This window comes from Pseudomonas sp. S3(2024), assembly GCF_036861315.1.
GTDB classification, from domain to species: Bacteria; Pseudomonadota; Gammaproteobacteria; order Pseudomonadales; family Pseudomonadaceae; genus Aquipseudomonas; species Aquipseudomonas putida_A.
This window is the reverse complement of sequence record NZ_JAZAQQ010000003.1, coordinates 427,975-442,303: the sequence shown is the minus strand read 5'-3', so window position 1 is coordinate 442,303 and position 14,329 is coordinate 427,975. Positions and strand designations below refer to the sequence as shown.

11 protein-coding genes are annotated in these 14,329 nt (G+C 62.5%); 4 read left to right on the top strand and 7 right to left on the bottom strand.

Annotated features, from left to right (window positions below; translation table 11 throughout):
- The first annotated feature begins 232 nt into the window (after nt 1-232).
- The gene (ilvD, locus tag VLA07_RS11200) at nt 233-2,074 is read left to right on the top strand and encodes a dihydroxy-acid dehydratase (protein WP_086792292.1); all 1,842 of its coding nucleotides are present in this window, start codon (nt 233-235) and stop codon (nt 2,072-2,074) included.
- Between the two features lie 218 nt (nt 2,075-2,292).
- Here ilvD and VLA07_RS11195 read toward each other — a convergent pair whose 3' ends face one another.
- Complete coding sequence (locus VLA07_RS11195) at nt 2,293-3,348, bottom strand: phosphorylcholine phosphatase (protein ID WP_097088939.1); 1,056 nt, start codon at nt 3,346-3,348, stop codon at nt 2,293-2,295.
- A gap of 241 nt (nt 3,349-3,589) precedes the next feature.
- On the opposite strand from VLA07_RS11195, the gene VLA07_RS11190 reads away from it, so the two are divergent.
- The gene (locus VLA07_RS11190; RefSeq protein ID WP_097088937.1) at nt 3,590-4,981 is read left to right on the top strand and encodes an L-cystine transporter; all 1,392 of its coding nucleotides are present in this window, start codon (nt 3,590-3,592) and stop codon (nt 4,979-4,981) included.
- 104 nt (nt 4,982-5,085) lie between these two features.
- On the opposite strand, the gene VLA07_RS11185 is transcribed toward VLA07_RS11190, so the two are convergent.
- Complete coding sequence (locus VLA07_RS11185) at nt 5,086-5,598, bottom strand: dihydrofolate reductase (protein ID WP_333989244.1); 513 nt, start codon at nt 5,596-5,598, stop codon at nt 5,086-5,088.
- A gap of 85 nt (nt 5,599-5,683) precedes the next feature.
- Between VLA07_RS11185 and VLA07_RS11180 the strand changes: the two genes are divergently transcribed.
- Together VLA07_RS11180 and VLA07_RS11175 are read left to right on the top strand one after the other, a co-directional pair.
- On the top strand, nt 5,684-7,057 hold the full coding sequence (locus VLA07_RS11180; RefSeq protein WP_333989243.1) for a DUF2868 domain-containing protein: 1,374 nt from the start codon (nt 5,684-5,686) through the stop codon (nt 7,055-7,057).
- On the top strand, nt 7,050-8,426 hold the full coding sequence (locus VLA07_RS11175; protein WP_333989242.1) for a GTPase/DUF3482 domain-containing protein: 1,377 nt from the start codon (nt 7,050-7,052) through the stop codon (nt 8,424-8,426). The genes VLA07_RS11180 and VLA07_RS11175 overlap by 8 nt, the downstream gene beginning before the upstream one ends.
- Nucleotides 8,427-8,539: 113 nt before the next feature.
- On the opposite strand, the gene VLA07_RS11170 is transcribed toward VLA07_RS11175, so the two are convergent.
- The 5 genes from VLA07_RS11170 to VLA07_RS11150 form a co-directional block, all read right to left on the bottom strand.
- Nucleotides 8,540-9,097 carry a phosphonate degradation HD-domain oxygenase gene (locus VLA07_RS11170; RefSeq protein ID WP_333989241.1) on the bottom strand — a complete coding sequence of 186 codons (558 nt, stop codon included), beginning with the start codon at nt 9,095-9,097 and terminating at the stop codon, nt 8,540-8,542.
- Complete coding sequence (locus VLA07_RS11165) at nt 9,097-10,230, bottom strand: TIGR03364 family FAD-dependent oxidoreductase (RefSeq protein ID WP_333989240.1); 1,134 nt, start codon at nt 10,228-10,230, stop codon at nt 9,097-9,099. The genes VLA07_RS11170 and VLA07_RS11165 overlap by 1 nt, the downstream gene beginning before the upstream one ends.
- 137 nt (nt 10,231-10,367) lie before the next feature.
- Nucleotides 10,368-11,393 (bottom strand): putative 2-aminoethylphosphonate ABC transporter substrate-binding protein, encoded by a 1,026-nt coding sequence (locus VLA07_RS11160; protein WP_003229178.1) that lies wholly within the window; start codon nt 11,391-11,393, stop codon nt 10,368-10,370.
- A 47-nt stretch (nt 11,394-11,440) separates the two neighbouring features.
- Nucleotides 11,441-13,165 carry a putative 2-aminoethylphosphonate ABC transporter permease subunit gene (locus VLA07_RS11155; RefSeq protein ID WP_333989239.1) on the bottom strand — a complete coding sequence of 575 codons (1,725 nt, stop codon included), beginning with the start codon at nt 13,163-13,165 and terminating at the stop codon, nt 11,441-11,443.
- Nucleotides 13,165-14,241, bottom strand: a complete 1,077-nt coding sequence (locus tag VLA07_RS11150) for a putative 2-aminoethylphosphonate ABC transporter ATP-binding protein (protein WP_003229183.1) — start codon at nt 14,239-14,241, stop codon at nt 13,165-13,167. The genes VLA07_RS11155 and VLA07_RS11150 overlap by 1 nt, the downstream gene beginning before the upstream one ends.
- Between the last annotated feature and the right edge of the window lie 88 nt (nt 14,242-14,329).

Genomic DNA, 14,329 nt, shown 5'->3' with positions numbered 1-14,329 from the left:
ACCGTCGGCACTGGAACAACACTTTGCGCCATTCCCTCCAGACGCCAGCGGTGTAGAATCGGCTGATTCATCGCCATTCATCCCCCGGCGGGTTTATGAGCTCAGGCTGAGGCAAGCGGCGATCCCGCAAAGTCATCGGCAACATCCAGGACACACGGCCATTTCTGAGTGTTCCAGACGTCAATAGAAGCTCACTCCCTTTTGATACCTGATTAGCCGCCCGGAGTGCTCCATGCCAGATTACCGCTCGAAAACATCCACCCACGGCCGCAACATGGCCGGCGCCCGCGCACTGTGGCGCGCCACCGGGATGAAAGATGACGACTTCAAGAAGCCGATCATCGCCATTGCCAACTCCTTCACCCAGTTCGTGCCGGGCCACGTGCACCTCAAAGACCTCGGTCAACTGGTTGCCCGGGAAATCGAACGCGCCGGTGGCGTAGCGAAAGAATTCAACACCATCGCCGTGGATGACGGCATCGCCATGGGTCACGACGGCATGCTCTATTCGCTGCCGAGCCGCGAGATCATCGCCGACTCTGTCGAATACATGGTCAACGCCCACTGCGCCGACGCCATCGTCTGCATCTCCAACTGCGACAAGATCACCCCGGGCATGTTGATGGCTGCTTTGCGCCTGAACATTCCGGTGATCTTCGTTTCCGGCGGCCCGATGGAAGCTGGCAAGACCAAACTCGCTTCCCACGGCCTCGACCTCGTCGACGCCATGGTGATCGCCGCCGACTCCAGCGCTTCTGACGAGAAGGTTGCCGAGTACGAGCGCAGCGCCTGCCCGACCTGCGGTTCATGCTCCGGCATGTTCACCGCCAACTCGATGAACTGCCTGACTGAAGCCCTCGGTCTCGCACTGCCGGGCAACGGTTCGACCCTCGCCACCCACAGCGACCGCGAACAACTGTTCCTGCAGGCCGGCCGCACCATCGTCGAACTGTGCAAGCGTTACTACGGCGAGAACGACGAGTCGGTGCTGCCGCGCAACATCGCCAACTTCAAGGCGTTCGAGAACGCGATGATGCTCGACATCGCCATGGGCGGTTCGACCAACACTATCCTGCACCTGCTGGCTGCCGCCCAGGAAGCCGAGATCGATTTCGACCTGCGCGACATCGACCGCCTCTCGCGCAGCGTGCCGCAACTGTGCAAAGTGGCGCCGAACATCCAGAAGTACCACATGGAAGACGTGCACCGCGCTGGCGGCATCTTCAGCATCCTCGGTTCCCTGGCCCGTGGCGGCCTGCTGCACACCGACCTGCCGACCGTGCACAGCCGCAGCATGGAAGAAGCCATCGCCAAGTGGGACATCACCCAGACCGACGATGAAGCCGTGCACCACTTCTTCAAGGCCGGCCCGGCGGGCATCCCGACCCAGACCGCGTTCAGCCAGTCGACCCGTTGGGAAACCCTCGACGACGACCGTGAAAACGGCTGCATCCGCAGCTTCGAGCACGCCTATTCGAAAGAAGGCGGCCTGGCCGTGCTGTACGGCAACATCGCCCTCGACGGCTGCGTGGTGAAAACCGCCGGCGTCGACGAGTCGATCCACGTCTTCGAAGGCAACGCGAAGATCTTCGAAAGCCAGGACAGCGCGGTGCGCGGCATCCTCGCCGACGAAGTGAAGGAAGGCGACATCGTCATCATTCGCTACGAAGGCCCGAAAGGTGGCCCGGGCATGCAGGAAATGCTCTACCCGACGTCCTACCTGAAGTCCAAAGGTCTGGGCAAAGCCTGTGCGTTGCTCACCGACGGTCGTTTCTCCGGCGGTACTTCCGGTCTGTCGATTGGCCACGCTTCGCCAGAGGCTGCGGCCGGTGGCGCGATCGGTCTGGTGCAGGACGGCGACAAAGTGCTGATCGACATCCCGAACCGCTCGATCAACCTGTTGGTCAGCGATGAAGAACTGGCTGCACGCCGGGTCGAGCAGGACAAGAAAGGCTGGAAACCAGTCGAGCAGCGTCCACGCAAAGTGACCACTGCGCTCAAGGCCTACGCCCTGCTGGCGACCAGCGCCGACAAGGGTGCGGTGCGTAACAAGGCGATGCTCGACGGGCTGTAAGTTTTAGCCGCCGAATAAAAATGCCCCGCCAAGTGCGGGGCATTTTTTTGCCTGATCCAAAAACAATGAAGATCAAAACTGTGGGAGCGGGCTTGCTCGCGAAAGCGGTCTACCGGTCAAAAAATCTCTCGCCTGACACTCCCTCTTCGCGAGCAAGCCCGCTCCCACAGGGGGCTGTCAGTGCATCCAGAATCTGCGCTCCCACAAGGATTGGGGGCTTACTGGATTTCTTCAGGCTTGACGATCACCCAGTTTTTGTCCGCCGTCACCGGCAATCCTTCCTTGGCCTGCGCCGCTGCGTGTTTGGCCATCATGCCGTTGAGCTGGGTCATGTATTTGTCCTTGCGGTTGACCCACAAGTGAATGCCGCCCTTGGCCACATCCACATCGTGGAACAGCATGTAACCGTCGCTGCTCGGGGTATCGCCGCCCACCAGTACCGGTTTTTTCCACTCATCAATGTAGGTCAGGATCGCCGCGTGTTTGCCGGCCATCCAGGTTGCCGGGGTCCACAGGTACGGGGTCAGTTCGAGGCCGAGGTTGGCCTTCTCGTCATACTTGCCGGCGGTGATCTGCTTGCGTGCAGTCGTCAGCTCGCCGGTTTCGCGGTTCTTCAGCAACGTGGTCACGCCGATCACATTCTGCGGTTTGACGTTGTAACCGTACTTCGGATCGGCCGCGACCATGCGCACCAGTTCTTCGGAGGCGGCGGTCATCACGTAAACCTCGATGCCGTTCTCCATCAGCTTGTTGTACAGCTCGGCCTGGCCGGTGAAGACTTTCGGCGGCTGCACATCGATGTTCTTCACTACATCGCCTTCGTAGTAAGTGGCCGGCACCGGTTTGCCCGACGCCATCAGCTCATCGACGTAGCCCTTGAGTTCCTTGAGAGTGAAGCCGGAGAACACCTGCGCTACCCACGGGTAGCAGACCATGTCGTCGACTTCGCACAGGCGATAGTAGTAACTGAACAGGCTTTCCTTATGGTCGGCGGTGTCCTTGAACGGCATCAGCTTCAGGGAGGGATCGAGTTTGTCGCGGGTGATCAGGCCCTTGTTTTCCATGAACGGCAGCAACGACTCTTCGAGGTCATAGCGGTAGCTGGTGTTGTCCATGTCGAACACCGCGTAGTTACCCTTGTTGGCGTTGGCGGCGATCATCGCGTCGAGTGCCTTGGCCTGATCCGCCGGCCAGTGCTTCAGGTCGGTGGCGAATGCGTGAGCGGCCAAGCCCAATCCAAGAACCACAGCGAGCATTTTCGGTGCGAACTTCATCGGCGTTTTCTCCCTGACTGAAAGACATCGACGCTAACAAATAAGTGTGACAGTCCTCGTCTGTCAGCGACCGCTTACGTCTCCTCAACGCCAGTTGCATTGCCGAGAGCGACAAGCGCTTATTCCAAAAACGACGGACAACCTGCGATTTCGGTATTAATTCATTGGAAATCAAACTGTTAGGCTTGCCGGTTCGCAGTTGCCCAAGAATGCGACTGGCACAAGTCTTATCGGAGTCTTCATGAATCTGCCGCTGATCCTCAATCTGCTGGTGTTCCTCGCCCTGCTCTTCGGTCTGGCGCAAACCCGCCACACCACTTGGAGCCTGGCAAAAAAAGTCCTGCTCGCGCTGGTGCTCGGCGTAGCCTTCGGTGTTGCCCTGCACACTGTTTACGGTGCCGGCAACCCGGTACTGAAAGCCTCGATCGGCTGGTTCGATCTGGTCGGCAACGGCTACGTGCAGCTGCTGCAAATGATCGTGATCCCGCTGGTGTTCGCCTCGATCCTCAGCGCGGTGGCACGTCTGCACAACGCGTCGTCGCTGGGCAAGATCAGCTTCCTGACCATCGGCACGCTGCTGTTCACCACCGCGATTGCGGCGCTGATCGGTATCGGTCTGACCAACCTGTTCGGCCTCACCGCCGAAGGCCTGGTCGCCGGTACTCAGGAAATGGCCCGTCTGCAAACCATTCAGACCGACTACGCCGGCAAGGTCGCCGACCTGAATGTGCCGCAGCTGCTGCTGTCGTTCATTCCGCAGAACCCGTTCGCCGACCTGGCGCGAGCCAAGCCGACTTCGATCATCAGCGTGGTGATCTTCGCCGCGTTCCTGGGGGTTGCTGCGCTGCAACTGCTCAAGGATGATGCCGAGAAAGGTCAGAAAGTGATCAATGCCATCGACACCCTGCAAGCCTGGGTGATGCGTCTGGTGCGTCTGGTGATGAAGCTGACCCCGTACGGCGTGCTGGCGCTGATGACCAAAGTGGTCGCCGGTTCCAACCTGCAGGACATCATCAAGCTCGGCAGTTTCGTCGTGGTCTCGTACCTCGGCCTGGGCCTGATGTTCGTGGTGCACGGCCTGCTGGTGTCGGCGGCCGGGATCAATCCGCTGCGTTTCTTCCGCAAGATCTGGCCGGTGCTGACGTTCGCGTTCACCAGCCGCTCCAGCGCGGCGAGCATTCCGCTGAGCATCGAAGCGCAGACCCGTCGTCTGGGCATTCCGCAATCGATCGCCAGTTTCGCCGCCTCGTTCGGTGCGACCATCGGCCAGAACGGTTGCGCCGGTCTGTACCCGGCGATGTTGGCGGTGATGGTTGCGCCAACGGTCGGCATCAACCCGCTGGATCCGCTGTGGATCGCGACACTGGTGGCGATTGTGACTTTGAGTTCGGCCGGTGTGGCCGGTGTGGGCGGCGGCGCGACGTTCGCGGCACTGATCGTGCTGCCGGCGATGGGCTTGCCGGTGTCACTGGTGGCGCTGCTGATTTCGGTTGAGCCGCTGATCGACATGGGGCGTACGGCGTTGAACGTAAGTGGTTCGATCACCGCCGGTGCGATTACCAGCCAGGTGATGCAGCAGACCGATAAAGCGCTGCTGGATGCGGATGAGCATGCGGAGCTTGCTCAGGCTTAAATTCTTCTTTGCCTGACCTGCCCTCTTCGCGAGCAAGCCCGCTCCCACATTGGATCTGTGATCGACACAAATCCAATGTGGGAGCGGGCTTGCTCGCGAAGCTCTTAAGCTTTTTCCCAGACCTCGAAGTTGTAAGCGGGCTTGTCGCCCTCAGCCGGATTCGGCACGTTCGACACCAGTCTCCACTGGTTCGGGTCGAACTCCGGAAACCACGCATCGCCTTCCGGGCTCAGCGCCACTCGGGTCAGATACAAACGATCCGCCTGCGCCAGCCCCTGTGCATACAACTGCGCCCCGCCAATCAGCATCAACTCATCGACGCCCTGCGCTTTCGCCCATTCCTCGGCGCGAACCACCGCGGCTTCCAGCGACGGATACACTTCCGCGCCTTCCAGCAGCAGATCTGGCTGACGGCTGACCACGATGTTCAAGCGGCCCGGCAGCGGACGACCGAGGGAATCCCAGGTCTTGCGGCCCATGATGATCGGCTTGCCGAGGGTCGTGGCCTTGAAGTATTTGAAGTCCCCCGGCAGGTGCCAGGGCATGCTGTTGTCGACGCCGATCACACGGTTTTCACCGAGGGCTGCGATCAGGCTGAGGGGGAGTGATTTAGTCATGCCGGCGAGGATACCAGAGCCTCGCTTGACCCGATAAGCGCCACAGCGGTTATGCTCACTGCTCAATCGAGCAACGGAATGGCGCGTGACTGAACTGACTCCACTGCAAAACCTCTGGTTGACGGAAACCATCCGCCTGCGCGAAGAACACGCAGGCCCCCTGGAGGATCTGGAAGCCAATCGACTGGCCCGCGCGGCCGGCGGCGATCTGCCGGGCCGTATTCAGCGCCGCGCCGTGTGGCTGGCCGAGCGCGACGGGCTGAGCGCAGCACTCAGGCACTGGCTGCAAGGCGCGCGTCTGGCGCTGGTGCTGCTGGTGATTTTCGCGCTGCTGAGCGGCGCCGGTCTGGCCTTCGCCGCACTGAGCCAGTCACCGGTGAATGTGTTCTGGGCCTTGGGCAGCCTGCTCGGATTGAACCTGATTCTGCTACTGAGCTGGGCACTGGGGCTGATCTTTGCCGGAGAACACGGCGCCACCCTCGGGCGCTTGTGGCTGTGGCTCAGCGAAAAACTCGCTCGCGATGCCAAAGCCGCGCAACTCGCGCCGGCCCTGCTGCTGATGCTGCAACGCAAAAAACTCAATCGCTGGGCGCTCGGCACATTGGTCAACGGTCTGTGGTTGCTGGCGATGCTCAGCGCCCTGCTGTTGCTGCTGACACTGATGGCGACCCGGCGCTACGGCTTCGTCTGGGAAACCACCATTCTCGGCGCCGACACCTTCATCAACCTGACTCAAGCCCTCGGCGCGCTGCCGGCGCTGCTTGGCTTCAACGTGCCGACCGTGGAGATGATCCGCGCCAGCGGCGGCGCAGCGCTGGATATCGAAAGCGCGCGACAGGCTTGGGCAACCTGGCTGGTCGGCGTGCTGGTGGTCTACGGCGTACTGCCGCGTCTGCTGCTGGCGCTGTTGTGTTTCTGGCGCTGGAGTCACGGCAAAGCCGCGCTGACCCTGGACTTGAACCTGCCCGGTTACGCCCAGTTGCGTGAACGGCTGATGCCGACCAGCGAACGCCTCGGCATCAACGACGCCGCGCCTGCGCAGTTGCATCGGGTCGAAAGCAGCGTCAGCGAACACGCCAGCGACGGCGCTTTGCTGGTCGCCATCGAACTCGACGATCATCGCCCGTGGCCACCAGCCCTGCCGAAAACCGTGAGCAACGCCGGGATTCTCGACAGCCGCGAATCACGGCACAAACTGCTCGAACAGCTCAGCCGTTTCCCTCCGGCGCGCCTGCTGATCGCCTGCGATCCTCGGCGCTCGCCGGATCGCGGCAGCCTCGCGCTGATCGCCGAACTGGCGCGCAACGCCAGCGCCACCCGGGTCTGGCTGCTGCAAGCACCGTCCGGCGAAGCGCTGGACAGTGCCCGTCTCGGCGACTGGCACGTTGCGCTGCAACAACTGGAGTTGCCGTTCGCCGATTGCGCACCGATGAACTGGCTGGAGAGCGGTCATGACTGATGCCCGGAAAGCGCCGCTGAAACTCGCGGTGGTCGGCCACACCAACGTCGGCAAGACTTCGCTGCTGCGCACCCTGACCCGCGACGTCGGCTTCGGCGAAGTCTCGCACCGGCCGAGCACCACTCGACATGTCGAGGGTGCGCGGTTGTCGGTGGACGGCGAGCCGTTGCTCGATCTCTACGACACACCGGGGCTGGAAGACGCCATCGCCCTGCTGGATTTCCTTGAGCGTCTGGAGCGCCCCGGCGAACGTCTCGACGGCCCGGCGCGACTGGCGCGGTTTCTCGACGGCAGCGAAGCACGTCAGCGTTTCGAACAGGAGGCGAAAGTCCTGCGACAGCTACTCGCGTCCGACGCCGGTCTGTATGTGATCGACGCCCGCGAACCGGTGCTGGCCAAGTATCGTGACGAACTCGAAGTGCTGGCCAGTTGCGGCAAGCCGCTGTTGCCGGTGCTGAATTTCGTCAGCAGCGCCAACCATCGCGAGCCGGACTGGCGCGAAGCGTTGGCGCGGCTCGGCCTGCATGCGTTGGTGCGGTTCGACAGCGTGGCGCCGCCGGAAGATGGCGAGCGGCGCCTGTACGAAAGCCTTGCGCTGTTGCTGGAAAACGCCCGTCCGCAACTGGAGCGCTTGATCGCCGATCAACAGGCCCAGCGCCTCGCCCGCCAACAAAGTGCGGCGCGTTTGATCGCCGAATTGCTGATCGACTGCGCCGCGTGCCGACGCAGTGTGGTCAGCGAGGCCGAGCAGGAACAGCAAGCGATCAGCGAACTGCGCAAAGCCGTGCGCCAGCGTGAACAGAAATGCGTCGAAGCGTTGCTCAAGCTCTATGCGTTTCGCCCGCAGGATGCGGCGGCCAGTGATCTGCCGTTGCTCGATGGGCGTTGGGGCGATGATCTGTTCAACCCGGAAACCCTGAAGCAACTCGGCGTGCGTGTCGGCGGAGGGATTGCGGCAGGCGCTGCGGCAGGGGCTGGCGTGGATTTGCTGGTGGGCGGGATTACCCTCGGTGCGGCGGCTTTGGCCGGTGCGATTGCCGGTGGTGCGCTGCAAACCGCGCGCAGTTATGGCAGCCGCCTGCTCGGCAAGATCAGGGGCCAGCGGGAGTTGACCGTGGATGACGGGGTGTTGCGGCTGTTGGCGTTGCGGCAGCGCCAATTGTTGCTGGCGCTCGATCAGCGCGGGCATGCGGCGATGGACGCGGTCCAGGTCGCCACCCCGCAGGACAAGACCTGGCGCGAAGGCAAGTTGCCGGATGCGCTGAGCAAGGCGCGGGCGCATCCGCAGTGGTCTTCACTCAATCCGCATGCGAAGTTGAATCAGGCGGAGCGGCAGGAGCAGATAGAGTCTCTGGCTGCAGATTTGTAGCGCCTGATCTGGCCTCTTCGCGAGCAGGCTCGCTCCCACATTGGGTCGTGGTCAGAACACAAAACCCTGTGGGAGCGAGCCTGCTCGCGAATGGCGCGACTCGGTGACATGGATTACACAGCCAGCAGCCGCGCCGCTTTCTCCTTCAACACCTGAAGGTCAATCACCGGCACCGCCCTCTCCTTGGCCAGCTCGTCCCAATGGCGCATGCGCAAGCTGACGGCACACAACGGATCCCGCTCAAACACATCCGCCTCAGCCTCGCTCATCACCCCGCCCTGATATTCCAGCGTGCGGCGACTCGCTTCACTCAAGCGCTCGAAATACCCCGGCTCACGCAGCGTCAGATAACGTTTGGCCTGCACGTGATATTCCACCAGCCGGGCCATACGCTCACTAAAACCCGCCTCACGCAAGTAGTCCGCACCCAATCGCTCATGGCTGACCACGCCATAACCGCCCATGTTCTCGGCACCTTCGGCGCACAGGTGGCCGATGTCGTGGAAGAACGCAGCGAGCACCACTTCATCATCAAGGCCTTCAGCCATCGCCAACTGCGCTGCCTGAGACATGTGCTCGATCTGCGACACCGGCTCGCCGATGTAATCGCGGGTGCCAAAGCGTTCATACAGCGCAAACACCCGATCAACGACATGCGCATGCCCCGCCATCACATTTCCTCCAGCAATTGCGCCACGTTGCGCTCGGCCAGTGCCGGGCCGACGCTCATCCCGACGCCGGTGTGCATCAGCGCCACACTCAGCCCCGGTGCCGGGCGCAGCAACGAAAACGGCCCCGGCCCACGGGCACCGTAGACGCCCTGCCAGCGCTCGACCACTTGCACCTTGCAGCCCAGCGTGTGCTCGGCCAGTTCGAGCATCCAGTTGTCGACCTGCTCGGCGTTGAACGGCGACGGATCGCTGCCGTAATGGTGCGAGTCGCCGATGATCAGCTCGCCATACGGCGTCGGGCTGATCAGCAGGTGAATGCCGTTGTCGTGCAGGTGCGGTTGTTCGCGCAGGATCTGCGCCTGCACCGCCGCCGCTTCTGGCAAATCGGCGAAGGCGCCGTAGTGCACGCAGCTCAAACCGGTGAGCAAGGCGTGTTGCAGATTCAGCTCGATCTGCGGTTTGGCGCGGAGCATTTGCAGGCGGCAGATCTGCGGGTCGAGCGCGGCAATCGGCTCGGCCAGCAGGGTCTGATAATCGTGGCCGGAGCAGACGATGATTTGCTTTGCCGTGAAGCTGCCGGCGGTACTGTGCAGGTGCCCCGGTTCGACGTCGCGCACCAGCGTACTGAAGTGAAACTCGACGCCGAGGCCGCGGCGCAGATAGTCGATCAACGCCGGAATCGCTTCACGCGAGTACAGCTGTTGATCGTCCAGGCCGTGCAACGCCGCGCGGTGATGACTGAACTGACCGTGGTACAGATCACGCAGGGCAGCGCCACGCAGCAAGGCGACGTTGTACCCGTGCTCCACGGCGCGGCCGTTGCAGAAAGCTTCGAGCAAGTGTTCTTCGGCTTCGCTGCGGGCGAACAGGTACGAGCCGTTTCGCTTGATCTGCAGACCGGCGAGTTGCGCCCAGTCACCCCAGATCTCGCGGCTGGCCATGGCCAGTTCAAGCATCGGCCCCGGTGGCTGACCGGTGACCAGCGCCTGACCAAAGTTGCGCACCGAAGCGCCGAGGGGCGTGGCGGTGCGTTCGAAAACGCTGACCTTGAGGCCGCGTTTGGCGGCGGCATAGGCGTGGGACAGGCCGAGGATGCCGGCGCCGACGATCAGCAGGTCTTTGTGTTGAGTCATGGAGATTTTCCCTGAATGGGAGACCGCCTTCGCGAGCAAGCCCGCTCCCACAGTTTGATCGCATTCCTTCCGGTGGAACTCGGTCGAATGTGGGAGCGGGCTTGCTCGCGAAGAGGCCCTGTCAGTCGATAAAGATCTTACTTGGCGACAACTTTCTCGGACTTGCCGTCATACCGCTTGCGCCATTCGGTCAGGATCTCGTCGCGATTCTTCGAGGCCCAGGCAAAGTCGTTCTTGATCAGGCGCTGCTCGTAGTCGGCCGGCAGTTCGGTCTGTGGCTTGGCGATACCCGGCTGCGCAAGAACTGCAAAGTTCTCCTTGTACAGATCCATCGCCTCGGCGCTGGCGGAGAAGTCCGCGAGTTTTTTCGCCGCGTCTTCATGCGGGGTGCCTTTGATCACGGCGGTCGCTTCGATTTCCCAGCCCAAGCCTTCCTTCGGCAGGATGATGTCCAGCGGCGCGCCTTGGCGTTTCAGCTGTACCGCCGGGTATTCGAAGGAAATGCCGATCGGAAATTCGCCCGCAGCGGCCAGTTTGCAAGGCTTGGAACCGGAGTGAACGTACTGGCCGATGTTCTGGTGCAGACCGTCCATGTAGGCCCAGCCCTGTTTCTCACCGAAGGTTTGCAGCCATGCGCTGACGTCGAGGAAACCGGTACCGGACGACGCCGGGTTAGGCATGACGATCTTGCCCTTGTACTCAGGCTTGGTCAGATCCTGCCAGCTCACCGGTTTGCTCAAGCCCTGCTTCTCGGCTTCCACGGTGTTGAAGCAAATAGTCGCGGCCCACACGTCCATGCCGACCCAGGCTGGCGGGTTGGCAGCATCGCGGTAGTTCGCGCCGATCTTGCCCAGATCCTTCGGTGCGTAGCTTTGCAGCATGCCCTGCTGATCGAGGATCGCCAGGCTCGAAGCGGCCAGGCCCCACACCGCGTCAGCCTGCGGACGGGCCTTTTCGGCCAGCAGTTTGGCAGTGATGATCCCGGTGGAATCACGCACCCACTTGATCTCGACGTCCGGGTTGGCCTTTTCGAACGCGGCTTTGTAAGCGGTCAGTTGCTCGGCTTCGAGGGCGGTGTACACCGTCAACTCGGTTTTTGCCGCGAAGGCATTCAGGCTGAAAGTAGCGAGCACAGCAGCGGCCAGGGCCATAGGCTTGAACATGATCGTTTTCCTGTCGGTGAGTTGAGGCTGTAGGGATAAGTCGTCAATCAGTGACCGGGCGCGGTTTGCCGCCAGGCCTGGGAACGGCGCAGCAAGCCGCGCGAAGCCCACGCCAGCAGCAAGGACACGCCCGCCGAGGTGAACAGAATCAGGGTCGACATCGCCGCCGCGCCGCCGACGTTGCCGGCGTCATCCATGTTCAGCACCGCGACCGCCGCGAGGATGGTGTCGGGGCTGTAGAGGAAGATCGCCGCCGACACCGTGGTCATCGCCGAGACGAACAGGTAGCGCACGATGTCCAGCAACGCCGGCAGGCAGATCGGCACGGTGACGCGCAGGTAATGGCGGTACAGCCGCGCCTTGAGCGACAGCGCGGCGGCTTCGAACTCGGCGTCGAGCTGGCGCAGCGCGGTGGTCGCGGTCATTTGCGCGGTGGTCAAATAGTGCGCAATGGTGCAGACGATCAGCAGGGCCATCGTGCCGTACAGCACGTGCAGCGGGTTGCCGCTGAGGTTGAAGAAGAAGACGTAACCCAGACCGAGCACCAGCCCCGGCACTGCCATCGGCACGAAACTGAGCATGCGCAACGTCAGGTTGAGGCCGCGTTGGCTGCGGGTTTTCTCCATCAGGTAAGCGCCAGTGAAGATCAGCACGCTGCCGATCAGCGCCGTGCCCAGCGCCATCTTCAAGCTGTTGCCGTAGGCCAGCCAGCCACCGCCGGCAGTCTCGTTGAACTGGTAGTGATTGAGCGACAGCGACAGGTTGTACGGCCAGAACTTCACCAGCGACGAAAACACTGCCATGCCGAACACCAACAGCAGCGCCGCGCTGATCAACAAAACAATCGCCAGATAGCAGCCATCACGTAATTTCGACGGCGCCGGTTTGAACACTTGCGCACGGCCACTCATGGAATCACCGTGACGCCGCCGCAACCAGGCATCGACGCCGAAGCTGAACAGCGCCGGCAGCAACAGCACCATGCCGATCAACGCCCCGCGTCCGAATTGTTGCTGGCCGACCACGGCTTTGTAGGCTTCCAGCGCCAGCACTTGATAGTCGCCACCGACCACCACCGGCACACCGAAATCGGTGATGGTCAGGGTGAACACCAAGCAGAACGCGGCGAACACTGCCTGCCGGGTCGCCGGCCAGGTGATGCTGCGAAAGGCTTTCGCCGGACTGGCGCCCATGCTCGACGCCGCATCGAACAGCCGCGCATCTGCCAGCGACAGCGCCGACAGCAGAATCATCAGCGCATGCGGAAAGGTGTAGATCACCTCACCCAGCACGATCCCCCAGAACCCGTAGATGTTGTCCGAGAGCAGTCCACGCAGCATGCCCTGATTGCCGAACAGATAGACCAATGCGATACCCGGCAGCATCGACGGCGCCATCAATGGCAGCAGGGAAATCCCGCGCCAGATGCCCTTGGCCGGAATCAGTGTGCGTTGCAGGGCGTAGGCAAACAGGTAGGCCAGCGGTACGACGATGGCCGCGACGCTGAGGGAAACCTTCAGGCTGTTGCCGAGCAGCCAGTGGAAATTCGTGCTGCTCACCAGCTCCTTGGCGGCGAGCCAGCCACCGCCCTGCCCGGCCTCGCTGCTGAAGCCGCGCCAGAAGATCGCCAGCAACGGCAGCAGCACAGCGACACCGAGTAGCAATAGCAGCAGGAGTTTGCCGCCGAGGACGAAGATCCGGTCACCGACCTCGGCCCCGGACACTCGCCGCGCCTGCTTGTGCGGTAGCGGCAGTGCGATGTTCGCGCTCATCAGGCAAACACCTGCAGGCTGCGCGGCGGCAAGGCGACCATGATCTGCTGGGCGCCAAGGCGTGGCATGGCTTCCGGCGCCAGTTCGGCGAGCAGCGCGTGGCCCGGCAATTGGTCGAGTTCGAAGCTCATGCGGCAGCGGTTGCCGAGGAAAGTGATCTCGCGCACCTTGGCCGGGAACAGGTTTTCTTCGTGCACCAACGGATTGACGCTGATTGCTTCCGGACGGCAGAACAGTCGGCCCGAGGCGCCGCTGACGCTACCATCGGCCAGACGCACATCCATCCCGCCAACCCGGGCGTGACTGGCGCTGCTGCGCTGGAACGGCAGCCAGTTGCCCTGCCCGACAAACTCGGCGACAAACGGCGTGGCCGGGCGGTTGTAGATTTCCTGCGGGGTGGCGTACTGCTCGACCCGGCCGTTGTTCATCACGGCGATGCGGTCGGCCATCAGCATGGCTTCGTCCTGATTGTGGGTGACCATCAGGGTGGTGATGCCGAGGTTGCGCTGCAGTTGGCGCAGCTCCGTGCACAGATGCTCGCGCACTCGTGCGTCCAGCGCCGACATCGGTTCATCGAGCAACAGCAGCGACGGCGCCGGGGCCAGGGCACGAGCCAGGGCAACCCGCTGTTGCTGGCCGCCGGACAACTGGCCCGGGTACTTTTTCTCACTGCCGGTGAGGCCGACCAGTTCCAGCATCTGCCCGACGCGACGGCGTACTTCGTCGCGACCACTGCCGGCGAGGCCGTAGGCAATGTTCGCTTCGACGGTCAGATTGGGGAACAGCGCGTAGGACTGGAACAGAATGCCGTAATCCCGGGCCTGCGGCGCAAGGTGCGAGACATCGCGATCGCCGAGGTACAACTCGCCGCTGTCCTGCTTCTCCAGCCCGGCGATGCAGCGCAGCAGCGTGGTCTTGCCGCAACCCGACGGGCCGAGCAGGCACACCAGCTCACCGGCCGCGACATCGAGGGAGACGTTATCCAGTGCGGTGAACGCGCCGAAGCGCTTCTGCACGCCGCGCACTTTCATCGGCGCACCGGGGTTGGTCAGGGCAGTTGCGATTGCAGGATTCATGGACAGACCTCATCAAGCTGATGGGGCCAATCCTAGAGTTGTAATGCGTCCGTCATGTGGCAGTAGGGCAAAAACGGCCGATAGTGGT